Origin of the sequence: Streptomyces sp. NPDC051105, assembly GCF_040682795.1 — a bacterium.
GTDB lineage: Bacteria > Actinomycetota > Actinomycetes > Streptomycetales > Streptomycetaceae > Streptomyces.
On sequence record NZ_JBFBBR010000004.1, the window covers coordinates 572,473 to 595,037 of the forward strand.

The 22,565-nt window shown below is 72.2% G+C and carries 14 protein-coding genes; 8 read left to right on the top strand and 6 right to left on the bottom strand.

The window, feature by feature from the left end; genetic code table 11:
- The first annotated feature begins 32 nt into the window (after positions 1-32).
- The 4 genes from AB0N16_RS13350 to AB0N16_RS13365 all read left to right on the top strand — a co-directional run bounded on the left by AB0N16_RS13350 (position 33) and on the right by AB0N16_RS13365 (position 4,104).
- On the top strand, positions 33-1,097 hold the full coding sequence (locus AB0N16_RS13350) for a M4 family metallopeptidase (RefSeq protein ID WP_365796069.1): 1,065 nt from the start codon (positions 33-35) through the stop codon (positions 1,095-1,097).
- A 21-nt stretch (positions 1,098-1,118) separates the two neighbouring features.
- A complete protein-coding gene (locus tag AB0N16_RS13355) occupies positions 1,119-1,385 on the top strand; it encodes a protealysin inhibitor emfourin (protein ID WP_362565885.1) in 267 nt (88 codons plus the stop codon).
- A 71-nt stretch (positions 1,386-1,456) separates the two neighbouring features.
- Positions 1,457-2,854, top strand: coding sequence for a GH1 family beta-glucosidase (locus tag AB0N16_RS13360; protein ID WP_365796071.1), 1,398 nt, complete (start codon positions 1,457-1,459; stop codon positions 2,852-2,854).
- Positions 2,851-4,104, top strand: a complete 1,254-nt coding sequence (locus AB0N16_RS13365) for an MFS transporter (RefSeq protein WP_365796073.1) — start codon at positions 2,851-2,853, stop codon at positions 4,102-4,104. The genes AB0N16_RS13360 and AB0N16_RS13365 overlap by 4 nt, the downstream gene beginning before the upstream one ends.
- Positions 4,105-4,275: 171 nt before the next feature.
- On the opposite strand, the gene AB0N16_RS13370 is transcribed toward AB0N16_RS13365, so the two are convergent.
- Both AB0N16_RS13370 and AB0N16_RS13375 read right to left on the bottom strand, forming a co-directional pair.
- Entirely contained in the window at positions 4,276-9,228 is a 4,953-nt protein-coding gene (locus tag AB0N16_RS13370; protein ID WP_365796075.1) for a hypothetical protein, read from the bottom strand.
- 107 nt (positions 9,229-9,335) lie between these two features.
- Positions 9,336-10,244: an S-4TM family putative pore-forming effector gene (locus AB0N16_RS13375; protein ID WP_365796077.1), complete on the bottom strand. Its 909-nt coding sequence runs from the start codon at positions 10,242-10,244 to the stop codon at positions 9,336-9,338.
- A 159-nt stretch (positions 10,245-10,403) separates the two neighbouring features.
- On the opposite strand from AB0N16_RS13375, the gene AB0N16_RS13380 reads away from it, so the two are divergent.
- Positions 10,404-15,113 (top strand): NB-ARC domain-containing protein, encoded by a 4,710-nt coding sequence (locus AB0N16_RS13380; RefSeq protein WP_365796079.1) that lies wholly within the window; start codon positions 10,404-10,406, stop codon positions 15,111-15,113.
- Positions 15,114-15,116: 3 nt separating this feature from the next.
- On the opposite strand, the gene AB0N16_RS13385 is transcribed toward AB0N16_RS13380, so the two are convergent.
- Positions 15,117-15,974: an NAD(P)-dependent oxidoreductase gene (locus AB0N16_RS13385; protein WP_365796081.1), complete on the bottom strand. Its 858-nt coding sequence runs from the start codon at positions 15,972-15,974 to the stop codon at positions 15,117-15,119.
- Between the two features lie 131 nt (positions 15,975-16,105).
- Between AB0N16_RS13385 and AB0N16_RS13390 the strand changes: the two genes are divergently transcribed.
- Positions 16,106-16,954: a helix-turn-helix transcriptional regulator gene (locus tag AB0N16_RS13390; RefSeq protein WP_365796083.1), complete on the top strand. Its 849-nt coding sequence runs from the start codon at positions 16,106-16,108 to the stop codon at positions 16,952-16,954.
- 358 nt (positions 16,955-17,312) lie between these two features.
- Here AB0N16_RS13390 and era read toward each other — a convergent pair whose 3' ends face one another.
- Positions 17,313-18,281 carry a GTPase Era gene (gene era, locus AB0N16_RS13395; protein ID WP_365796085.1) on the bottom strand — a complete coding sequence of 323 codons (969 nt, stop codon included), beginning with the start codon at positions 18,279-18,281 and terminating at the stop codon, positions 17,313-17,315.
- 142 nt (positions 18,282-18,423) lie between these two features.
- Between era and AB0N16_RS13400 the strand changes: the two genes are divergently transcribed.
- Positions 18,424-19,734, top strand: a complete 1,311-nt coding sequence (locus AB0N16_RS13400) for an ammonium transporter (protein ID WP_365796087.1) — start codon at positions 18,424-18,426, stop codon at positions 19,732-19,734.
- Positions 19,731-20,069 (top strand): P-II family nitrogen regulator, encoded by a 339-nt coding sequence (locus AB0N16_RS13405; RefSeq protein ID WP_365796089.1) that lies wholly within the window; start codon positions 19,731-19,733, stop codon positions 20,067-20,069. The genes AB0N16_RS13400 and AB0N16_RS13405 overlap by 4 nt, the downstream gene beginning before the upstream one ends.
- Here AB0N16_RS13405 and AB0N16_RS13410 read toward each other — a convergent pair.
- Both AB0N16_RS13410 and AB0N16_RS13415 read right to left on the bottom strand, forming a co-directional pair.
- Positions 19,963-21,021, bottom strand: a complete 1,059-nt coding sequence (locus tag AB0N16_RS13410) for a DUF916 domain-containing protein (RefSeq protein WP_365796091.1) — start codon at positions 21,019-21,021, stop codon at positions 19,963-19,965. The two genes, AB0N16_RS13405 and AB0N16_RS13410, sit on opposite strands and share 107 nt — an antisense overlap.
- An 84-nt stretch (positions 21,022-21,105) precedes the next feature.
- Positions 21,106-22,440, bottom strand: coding sequence for a beta-xylosidase (locus tag AB0N16_RS13415; RefSeq protein ID WP_365796093.1), 1,335 nt, complete (start codon positions 22,438-22,440; stop codon positions 21,106-21,108).
- Positions 22,441-22,565 lie beyond the last annotated feature (125 nt).

Below are 22,565 nucleotides of genomic sequence, written 5' to 3' on the forward strand. Positions count from 1 at the left end.
CAGTCGGATAACTCAGTGCGATGGTGCGGTCCATGACGACCAACGGGGGCCACAGGCCCGTCTTCTGCACCATCGTGCCGCCGCACATCCTCGACCACCTCGCCACCCACGAGGACCGGGAGCTCGCCGACTCCGCACTGCGCACCCTCCAGCAGGACGCCGCGCAGCGCACCCGCCGCCGGATCACCACGGTCCGCGGCGCCGTCGCCCCGACCGCGACGGCCGCCACCGGCACCCCGCACCGCACGATCTACGACGCCGGGCACGGCACCGACCTGCCCGGCACCAAGGTCCGCGACGAGGGCTCCGAGCCCGGCCAGGACGCCTGCGTCAACCGCGCCTACGCCGGCCTCGGCGCCACCTTCGACCTGTACCTGACGGCGTACGAGCGGGACTCCATCGACGGTGAGGGGCTGCCCCTCGACGCGACCGTGCACTACGACGTCGACTACGACAACGCCTTCTGGAACGGCGAGCAGATGGTGTTCGGCGACGGCGACGGGCAGATCTTCACCGACTTCACCAGCTCGGTCGACGTCATCGGCCACGAGCTCACCCACGGCGTCACCCAGTACACCGCCAACCTGGAGTACTACGGCCAGTCCGGCGCCCTCAACGAGTCCGTCTCGGACGTCTTCGGCTCGCTCATCAAGCAGCACTCCCTCGGCCAGAGCGCCGACCGGGCGGACTGGCTGATCGGCGAGGGCCTGCTCGCCCCGGGCGTGCACGGCGTGGCCCTGCGCTCGATGAAGGCCCCGGGCACGGCGTACGACGACCCCCGCCTCGGCAAGGACCCGCAACCCGCGACCATGGCGGAGTACGTGAGGACCAACCGGGACAACGGCGGGGTGCACATCAACTCCGGCATCCCCAACCACGCCTTCTACCTCCTCGCCAGTGCGCTCGGCGGCAACGCCTGGGAGCGGGCCGGGCTGATCTGGTACGACGTGCTCACCGGCGGCGAACTGCGGTCGGACGCGCGCTTCACGGACTTCGCGAAGCTCACCGTGGCGGCGGCCAAGGCCCGCTTCGAGGAGGGTGAGGAGACCGAGGCGGTCCTCAAGGCGTGGGCGCAGGTGGGTGTGCAGACCGGCTGATCCCGTACTACACAGGGACCCATGCGTATTCAGGTGAGGCGTACGGGCGGGTTCGCGGGCATCGAGCGGCGGGCCGAGGTGGACACCTCGGGGCGGCCCGACGCCCATGAGTGGCAGGCCCTGGCCGAGCACGCGCTCGCGGCCGGCCGGGGCACGCCGCCGCCCGGGGTGCCGGACGGGTTCGCGTACCGGATCACCGTGGACGGCCGGACGGTGTACGCGGCCGATCCGCGGCTGACCTCCGAGCAACGCGAGCTGATCTCACGGGTGTTGAAGGAGGGCGCCTAAGCGGCACCGGTAACGGGTAGTTCACGTGCGGACGTTGACTTCTGTTACCGGTGGTAAGGATGATCCCGGCCATGGCGACTGACGCGGTCCATCCGATACCCGGTGTCCCCGGTCTTCCGGGTTTTCCCGACGGCTTCCTCTGGGGTGTGTCGACCTCGGCCCACCAGATCGAGGGCGCGGCCGACGAGCGCGAGCCCTCCGTGTGGGACGTGTTCTCGGCCGAGCCGGGCCGGATCAAGGACGGCTCGACGGCGGCGGTGGCCTGCGACCACTACCACCGCCACCGCGAGGACGTGGCCCTGCTGGCCGGTCTCGGCGTGGACGCGTACCGCTTCTCGGTCTCCTGGCCGAGGGTGCGCTCGGCCGGCGGCCTGGACTTCTACGACCGGCTGGTGGACGAGCTGTGCGCGGCGGGCGTACGGCCGGTCCCGACCCTCTTCCACTGGGACCTGCCGACGGCCCTGCAGACTGTGTCCGATGGCGGCTCCGCCGCGGGGGGCGGCTGGCTGGAGCGGGACACCGCCGCGCGCTTCGCCGACTACGTCTCGACGGTCGCGGACCGGCTCGGTGACCGGGTCAAGAAGTGGATCACCCTCAACGAGCCCGCCGAACACACCCTCTTCGGCCACGCCCTGGGCGCCCACGCCCCCGGCCTGCAGCTGATGTTCGACGCGCTCCCGGCCGCCCACCACCAGCTCCTCGCCCACGGCCTGGCCGTACAGGCACTGCGCGCGGCCGGCGCCGCCGACATCGGCATCGCCAACTCCCACGGCCCGACCTGGCCCGCCTCGCAGGAACCGGCCGACCTGGAGGCGGCCGGCTTCTACGACCTCCTCCTCAACCGGCTGTTCGCGGAGCCGGTCCTGCTGGGCGAGTACCCCGACGGCATGGGCGAGCTGATGCCGGGCGATGTCGCCGCGGACCTGAAGGTGATCGCCGAGCCGCTCGACTGGTACGGCGTCAACTACTACGCCCCGACGAAGGTGGGCGCCCCGCAGGGCGCCGAGATCGAGTTCGGCGGACTCACCCTCCCCGCCGAACTCCCCTTCTCGGTCCAGGACATCGAGGGCGTGCCGGTGACGGACTTCGGCTGGCCGGTGGTCCCGGAGGGCCTCACCGAACTCCTCACCGGCTTCCGGGACCGTTACGGCGACAGGCTCCCGCCGATCGTCATCACCGAGAACGGCTGCTCCTACCAGGGCCTCGACGACCAGGACCGTATCGCCTACCTGGACGGCCACATCCGGGCGCTGCACCGGGCGGTGGAGGCCGGGGTGGACGTGCGCGGCTACTTCGTCTGGTCGCTCCTCGACAACTTCGAGTGGGCGGAGGGATACGCGCGCCGCTTCGGTCTGGTCCACGTGGACTACGACACCCAGGCGCGGACGCCGAAGTCGTCGTACGGCTGGTTCCGGGACCTGATCCGGGCGCAGAGACTCCAGGCGCAGAGATTCCAGGCGCGGGGATGACGACCACGGGGGCGCCGGCCGCGCTGGCGGAACCGGCGGAGAGGGTCGGCCGGGGCTGGACGTCGGCGCTCTCCCTCGCCAACGGGGCGATCTGGGTGGGCTGGTACGGCCCCCTGCAGATCCTCCTCGCCTCCCAGGCCAAGGACTTCGCGCCCGGTTCCGGGATGTCGAAGGAGACGATGCTGGCGTGGGTGACGGGCGTCGGCGCGGTGGTGTCGCTGGCGGCGAACCCGGTCTTCGGCGCGCTGTCGGACCGTACGACGTCCCGCTGGGGCCGCCGTACGCCGTGGATCGTGGCCGGTACGGCGGGCGGGGCGCTGTCGCTGCTGCTCCTCGCGGGCGCCGGCGGCATGTGGACGATGATGCTGGGCTGGTGCCTGGTCCAGCTGACGCTGAACGCGGCCTTCGCGGCGGTGACGGCGGCGGTGCCGGACCGGGTGCCGAGGGGCCAGCGGGGTTCGGTGGGCGGCTGGCTGGGGGCCGCGCAGATCCTCGGGGTGGTCGGCGGCACGGGGCTGGCGACGGCCGCCGGGGGTGTCGGGGCGGGCTATGTGGCGTGCGCGGTGTTCACGGCGGTCGGCGTGCTGCCGTACGTGCTGCGCCACCCGGATCTGCGGCTGGCCCCGGAGGACCGGCCGCCCTGGTCCCGGCGGGGCTTCCTGGCGGGCTTCTGGCTGAGCCCGCGCCGCTATCCGGACCTGGGCTGGGCCTGGCTGACCCGGTTCCTGATCAACCTGAGCAACGCGCTGGTGCTGCTGTACCTGCTGTACTACCTACGGGACCGCCTGCACTACCACGACCCCGACCAGGGCGTCCTGATCCTGACGGCGGTGAACGGGCTGACGCTGATGGCCACGGTCGTGGTCGGCGGGGTCTGGTCGGACCGGGTGGGCCGGCGCAAGCCGTTCGTGGTCTGGTCGGGGATGCTGATGGCGGCGGCGACGGCGCTGCTGGCGGCGTGGCAGACCTGGCCGGGGGCGATCGTCGCGGCGGCCTTCCTGGGCATCGGCTTCGGCGTGTTCACCTCGGTCGACTTCGCCCTGATGACGGACGTCCTGCCGAAGGCCCTGGACCGCGGCAAGGACCTCGGCGTCATCAACGTTGCCAACGCCCTGCCCCAGGTCGCGGCGCCCGCCCTCGCCGCACCGGTCGTGACGTACCTGGGCGGCTACCGGGTGCTCTACCTGGCGGCGGCGGTGATCGGGCTGGCGGGGGCGTGGCTGGTGGGGCGGATCAGAGGGGTGGACTAGGGTCTGTCTGACAATTCCCGTCGTCGCCCGGAGGGCGGCCTCGCGGCGTCAGGTGCGTGCTCTCGGCGCGCCGGGCGTAGGCCCTCGTACTGGACGTACTCGGGTCTGCGCCCGGTGCGGCGAGAGTGCGTGCATGGCGTCGCGAGGCAGACGGGAATTGTCAGACAGGCCCTAGGGCCGGTCGTCCGGGAACGGAAGCCAGCGCTGACGACTGCTCTCGGTGCTCAGGAGAGTGCCGACGCGGACCGTCTCGCGGATCATGTCAGGCCATGGGCTGCTGTCCGCGATCGCCAGCAGGTGGGCCGACGGATCGTCGGTGCGCTTGCGGATGCCGGCCCGGATCAGCACCCGCAGGATCTCCTGGGGACCTTCCCAGGAACCTTCCACGAGTTCCTTCCACTGCTCCCCCGTCGCCCGTTCGGCGAGGCCGGAGAGCGGGCGGTACCAGCGCTGGGCCAGGGACATCACCTGCCCCCGCGGAAGCGCGCGCAGGGTCCCTGCGGTCGCGTTGACCATACCGACGGCGTCCTGGGGCGAGACCTCGGTGAGCCGCTCCACGAACCGCCCCACCACCGTCACGTCGTCCACCTCGGTGGCCCGTGCCAGGTGACTGAGCGCGCTCGAACACGCCTGGGCGATCTGCCGGGGCGTGTGCAGTTGGTGGTGCCGGCACACCAGGCCGGTCAGGCAGCGGCGGGCCACCACTTGGACGTCCGGGTGCCGGCCCTGTGTGGAGGCAGTGGACGTGAAACCGCGCAGGGTCTCCTCCAGGTGCCGCCACTCCGGTGTGCCGAGCGCACCGTTCGGGCTGTGGTCGATGACCGTCTCGACCAGCAGGAGCGCGGCGCGAACCTGATGTGGGTGGCCGCCCCTGACGAGGATCTCGTCAAGGAGGCGGGCGCTGGGGGGTTCGAGGACACCCCGGACGACGAGTTTCCCGCGCAGCAGAAAGGACCGCTTGGCGTTCGTCGAGCCGTACGCACCGGTCCACGTGGCGTCGCACAGCCGCTCCAGGGTGTCTGCGTGGCGGTGCAGCGCGGCGGTCAGGCGCCGGTCGACATCGGCTCCGGGCCGCCCCAGCGCCTCGTTCAGCCAGCCCGGGTCCAGACGCGGGTCCAGGGCGCCCTGGGCGAGCAACTCGTCCAGCAGTTCGGGATGCTCGGGTACCAGCCGCTGCAGATTGAGCGAGATCTTCTGGTCCTCCTGGGTCACCCCCTGCTTGCGGCCGGCTCCCTCGACGCGGCCCTTCCTCGCGCGGTCGGCGCGCCACAGCCGCAGGGCGCTTCGCGCATCCGGGTGCCCGGCCGCCGCGGCGGCCACCAGCAGCTGGACGGCGCCCTGGTCGGAGAGCCAGATCCGGCGGAGTCTCGCCTCCGCATCCGTCCGCCCGGGTTCGTGGTCCGCCCGGTCGCCGTCCTCCGGCCACGCCTCCGCCACCAGCCGGGCCGTGGTGGCCACGTCGAGGTCGCGGCTCCAGGTGTGTTCCGCCAGCCGGTGGGCGAAGGAGACGGGGGTGGTGGGGCTGTCGAGGGCCCGCAGTTCCTCGGCCAGCCAGGCGCGGACCGTGGCCGTGGCCCCGGGTTCCTTGCCAGAGGTCCGGCTCGACGGGGTGTCGCCGCCGAGCGTGGCGGCGTCGCCGTCCGCGGCGGTCAGCAGTGGCAACAGCAGATGATCGGTGAGCAGCGGCATGGCCGGGGGTCCCGCGGTCCGTGCCACGACCTCCAGCAGCCGCCGCACCTCGTGGGCGGGCGCCCGCAGCGCCATCTCGCCCACCGCGCGCACCTGGGGATACGACATCGCGTCCTCCGGCCGCCGGACGGCCGCGGCGAGGACGGCGGCCGGCGACGGCGGCCGATCACCGGTGAGCCACGAGGCAGCCGTCAACCGGCCCAGTGCGACCTGGAGTTCGAAACCCTCCTTGTTGCGCGGGCGCTCCCGGCCCCAGCGGTACCTGACCACGGGCCGCACCGCCGGGTAGGGGCGCTCCGGCCAGTCCTGCCGCCGCGCCGCGAGCCGCAGGCAGCGGGCCATCGGTGCCAGGTCGCTGTACGGATCCGTCAGCAGCGTGCGCAGCCGGGGCCACACCCACTCGGGCCGCTTCGGCGCCAGGGCCTCCAGCACGGCAAGGAACTTGAAGACCTCCGACTTGTGCCGGTTCAGCAGCCAGGCCCACAGGCATTCCCGAGGGGCACACCGGACACCGCGGCAGCCGCCGTTGCCATGGACCGCGAACGGGCAGGCCGCGTCGATGACCGAGATCACGCTCGCGGGAAGGCTCTCCGCGAGCCGGCTCAGGGCTACGAGCAGCGGCTGTCTCAGCTCCTCGTGCCCACCACGCCAGATCCCGAGCAGTTCGTCGACGATCCGGTCGTGGTCCCGATGGCAGGCCGTGGGCAGGGCTTCCAGGTAGATCCTGCCCAGCACCGGGGGCAGCGCGGCGACAGCGGGCCCGAAGAGCCGCCGCAGCAGCGTGTCCGGCGCCGGCAGCCTGGCGTAGACGCGCATCTGCAGAGCGCGCAGACCGTGCAGTTCGGGCGGGCCGTCCTGGGTCGCGGCGAACAGTGCGGTCAGCAGGGCGGTGGCCGCCTCGGCGACCCGGCCACCTGCGCGGCCGGCCTGGACGAGGGCCTGCTCGGCGACGGCCATCCTGAACTGGTCGTCGGGATGCACCCGCAGCCAGTCGAGCAACTGGGCGAGAGGAGAGGGCCTGCCGTCCGGCACGGCGGTCCGGGAGAGACCGCGGCCGGCGGCGTACTCGAACAGGGTCTGGTGGAAGTAGGAGTACCGTTCGGTGGCGTCCGCGCCCAGGCGCTCGATCACCCCGCGCGTCACGAGCCCCTGGAGGTCGCCCAGCAGGCCCGGGCTCCGGGACTCTGCGCGCAGGCCCGTTCCGACCTCCGCGACGGTGAGGTCCAGACGGCCTTCCTGGAGCATCAGCCGGGCCACCCCCTCGCCGGCCGCGGAGAGATCGGGCGTCTGTGCCGCGCCCGCCTCCGGAGTGTCCCCGGCCCGCTGGTCCCGGCCGACGCGGTGCTCCCAATACAGGTCGTACAGGGTGGTGGCGTCGATCTCCTCCACCAGCGGCAGCCTGGGCGCGAAGGTCTCGAACAGCATGCGCAGGGTCAGCGGGACCCGGCACACCTCGCGCATCGGCAGGCCCCGCACCGCGGCGTTCGCGACCGTGCGGCAGACCTCGTCCACCGAGACCTCGGTCTGGCCCTCGTAGAAGTACCGGGCATGCGAGCGGATGGCCGCCTCCTGCTCGCGCGGGCTGTAGGGGCCGAGTGTCTTCCACTCGGGGACGAATTCGGTCACGTACGGCCGCAGGACGCGTGCCTCCTCCTTCCGGCAGGTCATCAGCACGCGTACGGCGTGCTCGGCGGCGACGGTGAGCAGTTCGTGCACCAGGACGAGGCCGGAGGTGTCGGAGACGAGCAGGTCGGCGGTGTCGAAGAGGAAGACCGCCGGGCCCCGCAGGTGCCGGCAGGCGGCGCGCACCGTCTCCAGCGTGAGTCCGGTGCCCGGTGCCGTGTTCCACAGATCGCCGGCGCGCAGGAAGTAGGGGCGTGGCCCGTGGGGGTCCGCCGCGAGTTCGTGGTGGAGTCGCCAGAGCAGCGTGGTCTTGCCCGTGCCCGGCTCGCCGGTCACACACGCCGAACGGCCGTCGGCCAGTGCGCCGAGGAGTGACCGCTCCAGGTCCCTGGGGACGGCGAGCGCGGTCAGATCCAGCGGGTGCGCGCCTGCGCCGGAGGCGTCCTGGTGGCCCGCGGCGATCACGGCGGTACGGCTGTAGGCCTGTAACCGGCGGAGCTCCTCGGGCGGTTCCGGGACGGGCGGAACGGTCGTGAGGGCGCCCGGCGCCGGAGGGTCCACCGACGGTGCGGGTCCCGTGGACCGCTGCCCGCGCGGCTCATGGGTGGTGGATGACGGGGGCTGCGGGGCGGCCGGTGGGGGCGCGCCGATCGTCCGTCCCCGGGGGAACGGGCCGTCGTGGTAACGGCTCAGCAGTTCGCCGCCGGCATGCGCCGCCAGCCGGAAGTACCACCACCGGGCGGCGTCCCCCATGTTCTCGTACGTGCTGAACCGCAGTCCCGTGACAACGAGGGAGAGCAGGAACTGGGTGGCCCACACGTCGTACAGACCGCCCTTGGCCGCTTCGGCACACGTGTGACGGACCGCACGCACCAGGCGGCACGTGGCGGGCGGGATGCCGTCCACGAGATCCTGGTGCGGACGCACCAGATACCGGAGCAGGGTGTCGCCGCCGGCGGCCGCCTCCGCCCGGACGTCCGGGGCCAGGGCGGACAGGAGCAGCATCGTGACGTCCCCGGAGAGCGGCGCGTCTTCCGAGAACGTGGCCAGGTCGATGAGGCGGAAGTCCTGGTACCGGGGGACGCCTTCCCAGCGTGGCACCATGATGTTGTGCAGATGGAGGTCGCCGTGCGCCCGCCCGCGTGCCACATAGAGGTCCGGATCGGGCAGTTCGGGGTGGCCGGCGGCCATCGCCAGGGGATTCGGCAGGTCCGGGCCGTCGAACCGGATCCAGGGTGTGTCCGCCTCCAGACGGGTGATCCGCGCGCCGTAGGCGAGCGCCGAGCCACCGCGCGAGACGAGCGCGCCGAGTTCACCGCGCAGCAGGTCCGTGACGCTCGTGGGCTCGGGGCTGCGGACTCCCGGGCCGTCGTTCCATTCCGTCAGCAGCCAATTCGTCACAAAGGCGCAGGCGTCGGGGAGTTCGCCGGCCCCTAGACCCGCCATCGTGTCCACCTCGTACAGGCTCTCGCCCGCCGGGGACTGGAACGTCAGCATGCGGCCGTCCCTCACCGGCCACGTCCAGAGCAGTTCAGCCACATGATCCGGTGCTGTGCGCCGGGCCCGGGCATGGACGTGCCCCTCGTCGGAGTCTTCGGCGGCAGACACCTTGACCACCACGGCTCCCGGGAAGGGGGCGACGAACACCGCGGTCAGCAGGGCTCCGCTGGCGCTCACCCCGGACGGCCGCCAGGCGGGGACGACCGGCCGTACCGTGCCGCCGTGCGTTCCCTTCCTCGCCCACTCGACCAGGGCGTCGGAGGCCGACGTGTCGTCGAGGAGATTCCTGAGGCCGGCTTCGTCCTCCACCATGCCTTCCCCCGTCCGGACCTGCCCGTGCCCGCCGCCGTGGTCGGCACGTCCCCGGTGGGCCCGGCGATCGCCGCCGGCATGCCGCGTCGTACCAACTTGCCACAAAGTCAGCCGGGTTGTGGTGTCGTACGGCCGACAACACTCTGCAGATGACCCATCGCGGCCTGGAAGTCCGCCCGGTCCGTGTTCTTGAACCGGCGGAAGAACCAGTCCGGCACCCGGGTGTGCCGCTGCCGGGACTGAAAGATCACGTCCTGGACCTGCCGGGCGAAAGTCAGCAGGGCGACCGGGTCGTCGTCGGCGGCGACCCTGGTCTCCAGCAGTGCCATCACCCGCTCCCGCTCCGCGGCCACCTCCCACTGCGTCCGGCACACGTCGAGGCATGTCATCACCGCGCCGAGCGAGGGCACGTACCACAGCAGCAACAGATCGAGCACGCTCATGCGCGCCGTCAGACCTGCCACCAGCCCCAGGGCCAGCCAGGCGATCATCACCGTCAGCAGGGTCCGGGCGTACCGGCGGCGGACCCGGGCACCCCAGCCGAGGTTCTGCTGCTGGCACGCGAGCACGTCGTAGGGAGGCGGCAGCTCAGGGATCTCGTAGTAGTCACGCAACTCCGCCTCATCGCCCCTGAACCGCCGACTGAGGCTGTTGATCTGCTGGGGTGCGGGCGGGGGGCCGACCATCGCGCTGTTCCACTCCAGACGGAACAGCCGGACGTCGAACAACTCCTGGAGAAGCGCCGCGCGGCGGGCCTCGTTGCTCTCCCACGAGGTGAGGCCGACGGAGTATGCCACGGCCCAGAGTCCGCCGAGTACCGTCACGGGGACGGTGAGTTCGGGCAGCAGCGCGGTGGCGAGTCCGGCAGCCGCCAGCAGCAGCGACACACCCGTGCGGGCGTTGGCCAGCCGCTGGGCCCTGCGATGGGAGACCGTCATGGCACGCAGCCGGTGCCTGGAGGTCTCGGCGTTCTGTTCCGACAGTATGCGGGAGCCCCCGGCCGGCTCACTGCCCATGACGTCCCCCTCGTCGTCGGCTGACTTGTCAACTGTGCCCGCGGGCACCCCGGATGTACACATGGCCAGGGGTTCGGGGGCCGCCCTCGGCGGTGACAGAATGGCCAGGTTCGGCTTCGGGGGGCGGGCCGGTGTGCCGGGGCCTTCGTGCGGGGGGCGATGACTGTGCTTCGTGAACTGACCGAGTGCCTGGGAGACGAGGACGCGGCGCGGGCGCTCCTGGAATGGGCGAAAACGGAGGGCGTGACGCTCACGCCGGTCACTCCTCGCTGGAAGCCCTCCGGCAAGGGCTACACGGGCGCGGCGCTGACGGCGGTGACGGTCACCCCACGGCAGGGAGCCGTCGTGGTCAAGCTGTGCCCCGCCGACCAGCGAGCGGAGCACGCGGTCCACATGCGGGCGTGGCACGCCTCCCGGCTGCGCGGGGACTTCGCCGAGCGGCATCTGACCGAGCAGGTCTTCGGTCCGTACCCGGTGGGCGATGGGCGGCAGCTGACGTTCCAGAGTCCGGCCGGTGCCAGTCTGCGGGACGTCGTGACGCTGGCGCAGCTGTCCGGGGACGAACTGGGCTCCGCCTTCCGGACCGTGGTCACCGGACTGGTCAACGACTGGAACAGGGGGATCGAGGACCGGGAGGCCGAGTCCGTCGCCCTCTCGAAATTCCTTCAGTCCGAACTCGGCGACCTGGTCTCGGCGGACGGCGCGGTGACGCAGTACGTCGCCGGAGTCGACACGCTCCTGCCGGACACCGCGTGGATCGAGGTCGACGGCGTGGTCGCGCCCCATCCGCTGCTCATGGCCCAGGGGAACCGGTCGTTGCCCGATCCGGAGTTCCCGGTGGTGCGCGGCATGGCCCACAGCGATCTGCATCTGCAGAACGTCATGGTGCCCTACCGCAGAGGGACCCTCCGCCCCGACGCCTATCGGCTGATCGACCTGGCCGACTTCGCCGATACCGCGCCTCTCACCCGGGACGTGGCGACACTGATGCTGTCGGTGCTGGCCGAGAAAGCGCCCGTCGGCCTCCTCCCGGAGCAGGAACTCGCGCTGCTCTCCCAGGTGGTGAAGCCACAGGACGCCCATCTCCGGCACATCGTCCCCTGGCTGGCGGACCTCCTGGACGGCGTGTACGCCGCCTGCACCGGATTCGTCCCGGACGGCTGGCGGGATCTGTGGTCGGACCAGCTGCTCCTGTCGGTCCAGGCGACGGCGTTGCGCTTCACCACGTACGAAAGCCTCCGCGACGACGGAAGGTGGCGGTTCTTCCGGCTGGCGGCCCACGCGGGCCGCGAGTTACTGGCACGACACAACGTGAAGCCGCCGCCATCCGCCCCGGCGGTCCTGCCACCGACCGCCGCGGAGACCACGACCGAGCCCGGCGCCCGTCTCCCGGAGGCCGCTGCGGAGACCGCGCCCTCCCCCGGCCCGCTCACGAGCGGCGCACGGCGGCTCACCGCCGTCCCGCACATGGCCCCCAAGGTCGCGCCGGACTTCGTCGAACGGCCCGCGGAGGGCGATGCCCTGGTCCGGTCGCTGCTGACCGCGGCACCGGCCGGCGAGCGCGGGCCGGCCGACGGTGGCGGAGGGACGGCCGCCGCACCCGCCACCGTGGGCCTGACCTCCTCCGTCACCGGAGTCCACGGCACCGGTGGGTTCGGCAAGACGACGCTGGCCGCCTGGGCCTGCCACCATCCGGACGTACTGGCGGCCTTCCCCGACGGCGTGCTCTGGGTCCAGCTCGGCCAGGACGTGTCGCAGCAGCGGACCATCGCCGAGGCACGCGATCTCGTCAGACTCCTCACCGGCGCCGAACCCCCGGCCTACGCCACCGCGGAGGCCGCGGGCATCGAGTTGGGCAGAGCGCTGGAGGGGCGGCGGGTCCTGCTGGTGGTCGACGACGTGTGGCAGCGGGAGGAGATGGAGCCGTTCCTGCGGGGCGGCAGCGGCTGTGTCCGGCTGGTCACCACGCGCAGGCGCGGCGTCCTGGACGAGTCGACGCCGCTGGTCCGCATCGACCGGATGTCCCCGGCCCAGTCCCTGAACCTGCTGACGGCGGGTATCGACGGAGCCGACAACACCACCGTGCTGCCGCTGTTCGAGCGTTCCGGACGCTGGCCGCTCGCCCTGGGCCTGCTCAACGGCGTGCTGCGCAGCATGGTGCAGCGCAGCGGAATGGCCCTGCCCGACGTCGTACGCGACATGATCGACGAACTGCGCCACCACGGTCTGGGGAAACCCCTCGACGCCTACGCGGAGTCCCACCTGCGCACGGTGGAAGCCACCGTCGACCTCAGCCTCGACGAGCTCGCCCGGATCCCGAACACCGGCCGCGACTCCCTGGCCCGGCTGCTGGCCATGGCCTGTTTCCCGGAGGACCAGCACATCCCGTACCGCTGGCTCTCCCGGCTCTGGGGAGTCACCGAGCTGACCGCGCGGCGGGAGTGCGTACACCTGGACGACCACTCCCTGCTGGCCCAGCAGGATGCGGAGGGCGTACGGCTGCACGACGTCATCCGTGACGTGCTCAGACGCCGCGACCCGAAGGCGATACGGCGGGCCCACCGTGCCCTGCTGGACGGGCACGCCCCGCTGTGCGACGGGGAGGGCTGGCATGCCCTGGGCGGACACCGGGCCGACCCCGCGTTCCTGGACAACGTCACCTACCACCTCGCGGGGGCCGACGACGCTGCCGCCCTCGACCGCACCACCACCGACTTCCGTTTCCTCGTCGAACGGGTCTGGCACAGCGGACCGGCGGCCCTGGCGGCGGAAGCGGCGCGCCGCCTGGACCGGTTCCTGCCTACGGGCAGGGATCCCTATGCGACGGAGCTCGGCGAACTGGTCCACGCGGAGGCCCATCTGCTGGCCGGGCACCCCCGGCGCATCGACCTGGCGGCCACCCTGTACAGCCGCTTCCTGGTCGCGAAGCCGGTGGTGGAGCGGCTGCACCACACCGATGAGGTCCTCACCGAGGGCCTGGTGGCCCGGGCCCCCTTCCCCGACCGTCCCGACGGACGGCTGTGGCGGGTGCTGACCGGTCACACGGGCCCGGCGCACGCCCTGTGCTGGCGCCCGGACGGCCGGGTGCTGGCCAGCGGCAGCGGCGACGGCACCGTGCGGATCCACTGGATCGAGGAGGACGGCAGACCGGACCTGGTCGTGGACGCGGCGGCCGGCTCCGGCGCGGTGATCGGTCTGTCGTGGAGCCCGGACGTGCTCCACCTCGCCGTGGGCACCGACTGGGGCGAAGTCCTGCTGGTGGACCCGGCGGAAGGGCGGATCGTACGGCGGCTGACCATCGGCGACGAGGACCGTCCACGCGTCCTGGCGGCCTTCGCCCCCGACTCCGGGGCGATCGCCGTGACCTGTGGCAACGACGTACGGCTGTGGCACGCGCCGTTCACCGAGGACAGCCTGGGCCCGCCGCTGCTCGGTCCCCGCGACGCCCCCTGCACGGCGGTGAGCTGGCACGCCCGGGGAGGGCTGGCTGTCGGCCGCGGCAACGGCCGGGTCGACCTGTGGCGGGAGGAGGTGGCGGACGAACCGGCGGTACTCCTCACCAGCCACCTCGCGGTCCAGGAGCTGGACTGGCATCCGGACGGCAATCTGCTGGCCGTCGTCGGCCACGCCGCGAAGGTGACCCTCATGGACTGCGGTGGAGGCCCCACCTCCCTGCGGTTCTTCGTGAAGGAGCTGGCCGGTGCCACCTGGGCCCTGGCACTGGCCTGGGTACCGTCGGGGGACACCCTGCTCGCGGGCGACAACGACGGGACCGTATTCGTCTGGAAACTCGCCTGGCAGGAGAACACGCCACGCCTGGAGCTCACCGACAGCTTCTCCGCCCGCAGCGTTCAGGCCAGGACGATCGCACCGCACCCGCACGAGGATCTGATCGCCGTCGGCACCCGTCATCCCGCCGTACGGCTCTGGGTCCCCGACCCCCACCCGGACCCGGATTCGCGACAGGCGGACCGGGTCAACACCGTGGCCTGGTCCCCCCACGGGGCGCTTGCCGCCGGAGACGCGCTGGGCAGGCTGATGGTCGAGCCGGGCGACATCCCGGGCCCTTCCGCCCGGCCGCGTGACGCGGTGTCCGGCCACGACGGCAGACGGCGGACCATGGGCTGGACCCCCGGCCACGGCGGTGAGCTGCGGGCCCTGGCCTGGGCCCCGGACGGGCGGCGTCTGCTCAGCGTCGGTGACGACGGCCTGCTGCTCCTGTGGGACGCGGACCGACGCGACGTGATCCGCACTCGGGCCCGGAAGCTGGCCCACCCGGCGGCCGTCGCATGGAGTCCCGACGGACTCTGGGCGGCCGCCGGGGACAACGCCGAGGTGCTGCTCTGGGAGACGACGGACTGGCAGCGGGTCCACCGGATTCCGGCGGGCGCCAGTGTCAACGCGCTCGCGTTCTCGCCCACCGGGTCCCGGCTCGCCGTCGCGACCTCGTCCATGGAGTTGCGCGTCGCCCACCTGGACGGGAGCGGCCGCCCCACGGGGACGGTGGCCTCATGGGAGGGCCACGTCAGCTCGGTCGCGGGGGTGGCCTGGTCACCCGACGGCCGACACCTGGCGACCGCCGGCTACGACGGCCACGTCATACTGTGGGATCCGGCCACGGGACTGCCGCGCCGCCGTCTCGAAGGCGACGGATCAGCGGTGTGGTCCGTCGCCCTGTCCCGGGACGGCGACCGCCTGGTGGCTGTCACGATGGAGGGCTCCGCCTTCCTGTGGGACACCGGGAAGGAGGCCGCGGTGTGCCGGCTGCGCGTGGACAACCACCTGTCCTCCTGTTCCTTCCATCCGCACGACGACCGCGTCGCCCTCGGCGGCTCAGCCGGCGTCTACCTGTGCGAGGCCCTCCGCTAGCGGCTAGAGCGCTCCGGCGTCACGGGCGGTCCAGACGCTCGGGTAGATCGGCCGGAAACCGAGATCCCGGCGGATCTTCTGGGTGGACATGATCCCGAACCAGGGGTCGGGGTCGGTGCGGGTGTGCGGGTCCGCGGGCACCTCGACGCCGTTGAGCTGGTGCAGGTCCACGGCCGTGACGGGGGCGTCGTCGGCGATGTTGTAGACCGGGCCGTCCACCGCCGGTGCGTACAGGAGGCGCAGCAGCCCCTGCCCGACATCGGCGTGGTGGCCCATGTGCAGCCGCTGGGTCGGTGCCCAGCGCGCCGCCCAGCGCAGGGAGTCGGCGAGGTGGGGATCGCCCTCGCCGTAGACGAAGGGCAGCCGCCCGATCCGGACCTCCATGCCGCCGTCCAGCGCGAGCAGCTCCCGCTCGGCGATCGCCTTGGACTCCGGGTAGACGCCCCACATGTCACCGCCGGGCCGGGTCTCGTCGTCCTCGGTCAGCGGGCGACCGCGCCCGGTGCCGTACACGAGCCCGGTACTGACCTGCACGAACCGCCGTACGCCGGCGCCGAGCGCGGCCCGCCCCAGTGCCACCGCCGCGTCCCGGTTGACGGCCCGCGCCTCCTCGTCCGGCACCCCGCGGAAGGCGGCGGCGACGTTCACCACGGCGTCCACCCCGGCGACGGCCTTGCCGAGCGCCTCCTCGTCCCGCAGGTCGCCGACGACGACCTCGGCACCGAGGCCGGCGAACGGCTCGCCGCGGGCCACGTCCCGCACGAGCACGCGCACCCGCTCCCCGGGCCGGGTCTGGGCGAGCAACCTGGGCACGAACCGGCGCCCGACCTGTCCCGTGGTACCGGTGACAAGAGTGATCATGGCTCTCTCCTTCTACGCCTTCGCTCCGACGCCACCACCCTCGGCTTCCTCGGACCCCGCCGGGAGAGACCTCCCGATCAGGGGACCCGCAGTCCCTGGATATACCGGCCGCCCCAAGCCACCCTGGAGGGGTGAACCGCCCCGAACTCGCCGACTTCCTGCGCCACGCCCGCACCCGCCTGGACCCCGCCGACGTGGGCCTGGCCCCCGGCGCCCGCCGTCGCACCCCGGGCCTGCGCCGCGAGGAGGTGGCGTCCCTGGCGGGCATGTCGGCGGACTACTACACCCGCCTCGAACAGTCCCGGGGCCCGCGCCCCTCCCGCCAGATGCTGACGGCGATGGCCCGCGCGCTGCGCCTGACGGAGGACGAACGCGATCACCTGTTCCACCTGGGCGGCGAGGAACCCCCGCGCCGGGAGGCGACGAGCACGCACGTCCGGCCCGGCCTCCTCCTGGTGCTGGACCGACTGCACGACGCACCCGCGAGCGTGATCACCGACCTGGGCGAGGTCCTCGCCCAGAACGCCCTCGCCAGGGCCCTGTACGGCGATGTCTCGGGCCGCCCGTCCCGTGATCGCAACGTGGTCCGCCGCTTCTTCCTGGACCCGGCGTCCCACACCCTGTTCCCGCCGGAGGACCGGCCGGTGCGGGCCCGCGAACACGTGGCGAACCTGCGCGCGGTGGCGGCGGCCCGCCCGACGGACCCGGAGCCGGGCGCGCTGGTGACCGAACTCCGCGCCCACAGCCAGGAGTTCGCCGACCTCTGGGCGCAGCACGAGGTCTCGGTACGCCGGGCGTCGACAAAACGCTTCCGCCATCCGGCCGTCGGCCTCCTGGAGTTGGACTGCGAGGTCCTTCTCTCCGCCGACCACCACCAGCTCCTCGTCATCCACACGGCCCGCCCGGGCACCGAGTCCCACGAACGCCTGCAACTGCTACGGGTGGTGGGACTGCAGGACATGACACCGAGCCGCACTTGACCCACCCGATACCTTCGCCGGGGCGCACGCGCGACGAGTGAAGAACGGCAACGGGGGTTGCGGGGTTATGGCGGGGTATCGTCCGGCGGACTGGCATCCACTCGACCTCGACCGGGACCCCACGCCTGGCGACCCGCAACGCGTCCGCTCCCTCACCACACAGCTGCACGCGAGGGTGGTGCGCTCGGCAAGCTGCTGGCCGAGCTGGACACCCGCTTCGACGCGGCGAGCGTTCCTGACCCGGAGGGTTCACTGCGTCCCTGGGTACGGCCGACGAAGGACCACGCGCAACTCCCCGACCGATGGTCCCGCAAACCCCTGCGCACCCCTTGGGACGACTGAGGGGACCGCCGCCCCCTCAGAACCCCAGCCGCCGCAACTGCTTCGGATCCCGCTGCCAGTCCTTGGCCACCTTCACATGCAGGTCGAGGAAGACCGGGGTGCCGAGCAGTGCCTCGATCTGCTTGCGGGACTTGATGCCGACCTCCTTCAGGCGGGTGCCCTTGGGGCCGATGACGATGCCCTTCTGGCTGGGGCGTTCGATGAACAGGTTGGCGTGGATGTCCAGCAGGGGCTTGTCGGCGGGGCGGTCCGGGCGCGGGAGCATCTCCTCGACCACGACGGCGATGGAGTGCGGCAGCTCGTCGCGGACGCCCTCCAGGGCCGCCTCGCGGATCAGTTCCGCGATCATGACCTGCTCGGGCTCGTCCGTGAGGTCGCCCTCGGGGTAGAGGGCCGGGCCCTGGGGCAGGAGCGGGACGAGGAGGTCGGCCAGCAGGCTCACCTGCTGGTCGCCGACCGCCGACACCGGCACGATCTCGGCCCACTCGAAGCCCAGCTCCTTGCCCATCTGGTCGATGGCGATCAGCTGCTCGGCGAGGGCCTTGGAGTCGACCAGGTCGGTCTTGGTGACGATCGCGATCTTCGGGGTCTTGCGGATCCCGGCCAGCTCCTTGGCGATGAAGCGGTCACCGGGGCCGATCTTCTCGTTCGCCGGCAGGCAGAAGCCGATCACGTCAACCTCCGCCCAGGTGGTGCGGACCACGTCGTTGAGGCGCTCGCCGAGCAGGGTGCGCGGCTTGTGCAGGCCAGGGGTGTCGACCAGGATCAGCTGGGCGTCCGGCCGGTGCACGATGCCGCGTACCGTGTGCCGCGTGGTCTGCGGCTGGTTCGCGGTGATCGCCACCTTCTGCCCGACCAGAGCGTTCGTGAGGGTGGACTTGCCCGCGTTGGGGCGCCCGACGAAACAGGCGAAGCCCGCCCGGTGGGCGGCCTCCGGCGATTCCGACGGCTCGGTTGACTGGCTGCGAACGCTCATGGCCCCCATTCTCCCTGATCCACGACACCCCGCCGCACCGTGAGAATTCGGTAACCCCGACGCAACGAAACGTCACGGAAACACAACCGTACGCGACCGGAAACGCGTTCCGGTGAATCTCTGACGAGCCCCCACGACGTTGGAGACGCCCGTGATCCTCTCCGCCGCGCACGCCGACACCGGCGACACCGCCTGGCTGCTCGCCGCCACCGCCCTGGTCCTGCTGATGACCCCGGGCCTGGCCCTGTTCTACGGCGGCATGGTCCGCACGAAGAGCGTCCTCAACATGCTGATGATGAGCTTCGTGTCGATCGCGCTGGTGACGGTGGTGTGGCTGGCGGGCGGGTACTCGCTGGCCTTCGGGGAGGACGCCGGAGCGGGCCTCGTCGGCGGGCTGCGGCACGCCGGGATGCACGGGCTCGGACCGGACAGCGTGCAGGGCACGGTCCCCACCCTCCTCTTCGCCACCTTCCAGCTCACCTTCGCGATCGTCACGGCCGCGCTGATCAGCGGCGCGGTCGCGGACCGGGCGAAGTTCGGCGCGTGGCTGGTGTTCGTCCCGGTCTGGACGCTGCTGGTATACGTTCCGGTCGCGCACTGGGTGTGGGGCCCGGGTGGCTGGATCCTGCATCACCTCGGCGCCCTGGACTTCGCCGGTGGCCTCCCCGTCGAGATCACCTCCGGCGCCTCCGGTCTGGCCCTGTGCCTGGTCCTGGGCCCGCGGCTCGGGTTCAAGAAGGACGCGATGCGCCCGCACAACCTCCCGATGGTCGTCCTGGGCGCCGGTCTGCTCTGGTTCGGCTGGTTCGGCTTCAACGCGGGCAGCGCGCTCGGTGCCAACGGTCTCGCGGCCGCCGCCTTCCTCAACACCATGGCCGCCGGCTGCACGGGCCTGCTGGGCTGGCTCTTCGTCGAGCAGAAGCGGGACGGCCACCCGACCACCCTGGGCGCGGCCTCCGGCGCCGTCGCCGGCCTGGTCGCGATCACCCCGTCCTGCGGCTCGGTCTCGCTGCTCGGCGCACTGGTCGTCGGCCTCGCCGCGGGCGTGGTCTGCTCGTACGCGGTCTCCTGGAAGTTCCGGCTGAACTACGACGACTCGCTCGACGTCGTCGGCGTTCACCTGGTCGGCGGTGTCATCGGCACCCTCCTCATCGGCCTGTTCGCGGAGCGGGCCATGACCGGCGGCGCCGAGGGCCTCCTCTACGGCGGCGGGCTCGCCCAGCTCGGCAAACAGGCGGTGGCGGTGGCGGCCGTGGCGGCGTACGCGTTCGCGGTGACGTACGGCCTCGGCAAGCTGCTCGACAGGACGCTGGGATTGCGGGCGAGCGAGGAGCAGGAGCACACCGGCCTGGACCTTACGGTGCACGCCGAGTCGGCTTACGATCACGGGGTCCTGGGCCACGGCGCCCCGGTCAGCGCGTCCGTCCTCCCCTCCGCCCAGAAGGTCAAGACCCACCCATGAAGCTCGTCACCGCGATCATCAAGCCCTACCGCCTCGACGCGGTGAAGGCCGCCCTCCAGGAGATCGGGGTGCACGGCCTGACCGTGACCGAGGCCAGCGGGTACGGCCGGCAGCGTGGTCACACCGAGGTGTACCGCGGTGCCGAGTACCAGGTCGACCTGGTCCCCAAGGTCCGGATCGAGGTCGTCGTCGAGGACGCCGACTCCGAGCCGGTGATCGAGGCGATCGTCAAGGCCGCGCGGACGGGGAAGATCGGGGACGGGAAGGTGTGGGCACTGCCGGTGGAGACGGTCGTACGGGTGCGGACGGGCGAGCGCGGCCCCGACGCCCTCTGAGCAGCCGCGGCAGACCGCGGCCCCGGCGGGTCCGGGCGAGGAGCACGCCGCCCGCCACCCCGGCGACGAAGGCCAGCCCCACCACGAGCCACGGCAGCGCGAGGAACGACGTGCTCGCCGACTCCCTGGTGCCGGTCGCGCTGGCCGTCAGCGTCACGTTCCCCCAGTCGAGTTGGGGCGCGTCCCGCCAGGGCGCGGTGAGCCGCACGCGCTCCCCCGGCAGCAGCTCGGAGGGGACACCGGTGAGGTCTCGGCTGAGCAGCGTACGGCCGAAGAGCCCTTCGGCCCGCAGCCGCACCCTGGGGTTCAACGTCACGTTCCCCGTGTTGTGCAGGGTGTAGGAGACGGTCGTCGTGCTGTCGCCGAGGCCGGGCACGAGCGGCTGGTGGTGGGTGAGGTGCACGTGCTCGACAGCGACGGCCGGCAGCGTCGGCCCGCTCACCCGCAGGTAGACCCGGGCGCCGACGGCCCGCCGCACACCGAGCGCGAGGGAGCCGGCCCCCGGATCGACGCGCTCGTCCAGCGCCACGATCGCCCCCGGATGGTCCCCGGGTTCGGCGCCCCGGGGCACCCGCAGGGTGAAGGGAATGGTGACCGTCCTGTGCGGCGCCACGGTGACCCGCGTCTTCGGGATGCTCGCCCAGGCCCCCACCCCCCGCATCTTCTCCTTCACCGTCCGGACGGCGAACCCGCCGTCCCGCGCGGTGTTGTAGGCGTCGGCCGCGTACAGCCGGAAGGTGAGCGGTTCGCCGGTCTTGTTGGCGACGGCCACCTTGTCGGTGATCGTCTGCCCGGGATCGAGGGAGAGGTAGAAGTACGGCCGCGCCGCGATCTTGGAGGCGACCGGGTAGACGGACCAGCTGCCGTTGTCGGCGGCGTGCGCGGGAGCCGCCGTGCACAGGAGTCCGAGGATCAGGCTCAGGAGGAGGACATACGGCTTGACGCGACGCATGGGTGCGGACCCCCGGTCGGAAGCGGTCGGGTGGCGACCGGGACTGCGCTGGCTCGAAAGCCCGGTCGCCACAGGGGAGTTGGCTCAGGTGAGCGTCAGGGTCAGGACTCCGGAGTACGAACCCGGCGGCGTGAACGCCGGTACGTTCAGGGAGAGTCCGGCGCCGACGGTGAACTCACCGCCGGTGACGGTGGAGTCCGGGGTCGACGCGAGGGTCGCTCCGGAACCGCCGACGGCGCCCGCGGAACCGGCCGCGCAGGTGCTCGGGCTGCCCGCCTTGGTCGCACAGGACGGGGTCCAGCTGAGCTTCCCGGCATCGATCTTGGCGCCGGGTCCGGTGAAGTCGGTGACCTTGCCGGTGAGCGACCAGCCGGCCGGACCGCCACGGAAGTCCTTGACGGTGACGGTCTGCAGGTTGCCCGTCGACGCGCCGCCCTGACCGAAGTCGACCGCCGACAGCGCGACGGAGTCCCCGGCCTGGGACATGGACAGGGTCCCCGCCTTGACGGTGGTCGTCAGTTTCTGGCTTCCGGCCGGCACCGGCGTGGTGTCGTTGACGACGTAGGCGGCCGGACCGGCCCCCGCCGTGTCGCTCCACGCACTGCCCTCGTAGGCCACGATCCCGGTCGTCGTCTTGTCGTTGACGGTGAGCGGGGCGCTGAAGGAGCCGTCGGTACCCGCGGTCGCGGTGGCCGTGTCCGCGGTCTGGCTGGTCCCGGACCGCCCGGCGAGCGTGACGGTCGCGCCGGGTGTGAAGTGCTGCCCGCTGACGGTCACGCTGTCACCGGGGTTCCCGGAGGCCGAACTCAGGCTGATGGCACGGTTGTTGACCGGGGTCGAGTCGGTCGCCGTGACGGTCTCCGACACCGGGGCGGGCGGGTTGGTGACCGTGCAGGGGGTGTCCAGCTCCAGGATGTAGCTGGTGTGGATGTTGTAGTCACCGGGCGAGAGGGTGATGGCGCCCGGCGAGGTGACCGTGAAGGTGCCGGTCATGGAGAACGACGGGAAGGTGCCGTAGCCGGGCACCGGGTCGTTCTTCTTCGGCCCGGTCACCGTGATGGCCCCGCTCTGCGCCCCGCCCAGCGTGACCTTCCCGGTCGGCGTCATGATGTCGGCCGGCAGGGCGAGGGCGGTGGGGTTGTTGGCGGCGGGCGTGACCACGGTGTAGGTCACGGTGACCGTGTCGCCGACCTTGGGGGTGGTGTCGTCCACCGAGATACTGGCGGTGGTGGTGCCGTCGATCGGCGGCAGGCCCGCGACGGCGGGCGGGATGCAGTGGGTGGCGAAGTCGACGTTCGTCCCGGCGGCACCGGCCGGACAGGCCAGCGCGCCCCCCGTCGTGACCGCGAGCGCGGTCGCCCCGAACAGTGAGATCCAGCGCCACCGTCGGGATCTTCGTGATCTTGGGGGTGAACCCATGGAAGCCCCCTCCTGAGGGTTGCGGGCGCAGCGGCTCCTCTGCGCCGACAGGGGGCCATTGATGTGGAGGGCGCGTGAGAAGTCAATGGAGATGCCGCAGAAACCTGACGGTTCATCAGCTTCTG

Bases quoted from the DNA above. Each gene is read 5' to 3' on its own strand.
- AB0N16_RS13350 (WP_365796069.1), top strand. From the start codon at position 33: ATGACGACCAACGGGGGCCACAGGCCCGTCTTCTGCACCATCGTGCCG.
- AB0N16_RS13355 (WP_362565885.1), top strand. From the start codon at position 1,119: ATGCGTATTCAGGTGAGGCGTACGGGCGGGTTCGCGGGCATCGAGCGG.
- AB0N16_RS13360 (WP_365796071.1), top strand. From the start codon at position 1,457: ATGGCGACTGACGCGGTCCATCCGATACCCGGTGTCCCCGGTCTTCCG.
- AB0N16_RS13365 (WP_365796073.1), top strand. From the start codon at position 2,851: ATGACGACCACGGGGGCGCCGGCCGCGCTGGCGGAACCGGCGGAGAGG.
- AB0N16_RS13370 (WP_365796075.1), bottom strand. From the start codon at position 9,228: ATGGTGGAGGACGAAGCCGGCCTCAGGAATCTCCTCGACGACACGTCG.
- AB0N16_RS13375 (WP_365796077.1), bottom strand. From the start codon at position 10,244: ATGGGCAGTGAGCCGGCCGGGGGCTCCCGCATACTGTCGGAACAGAAC.
- AB0N16_RS13380 (WP_365796079.1), top strand. From the start codon at position 10,404: ATGACTGTGCTTCGTGAACTGACCGAGTGCCTGGGAGACGAGGACGCG.
- AB0N16_RS13385 (WP_365796081.1), bottom strand. From the start codon at position 15,974: ATGATCACTCTTGTCACCGGTACCACGGGACAGGTCGGGCGCCGGTTC.
- era (WP_365796085.1), bottom strand. From the start codon at position 18,281: ATGGGGGCCATGAGCGTTCGCAGCCAGTCAACCGAGCCGTCGGAATCG.
- AB0N16_RS13405 (WP_365796089.1), top strand. From the start codon at position 19,731: ATGAAGCTCGTCACCGCGATCATCAAGCCCTACCGCCTCGACGCGGTG.
- AB0N16_RS13410 (WP_365796091.1), bottom strand. From the start codon at position 21,021: ATGCGTCGCGTCAAGCCGTATGTCCTCCTCCTGAGCCTGATCCTCGGA.
- AB0N16_RS13415 (WP_365796093.1), bottom strand. From the start codon at position 22,440: ATGGGTTCACCCCCAAGATCACGAAGATCCCGACGGTGGCGCTGGATC.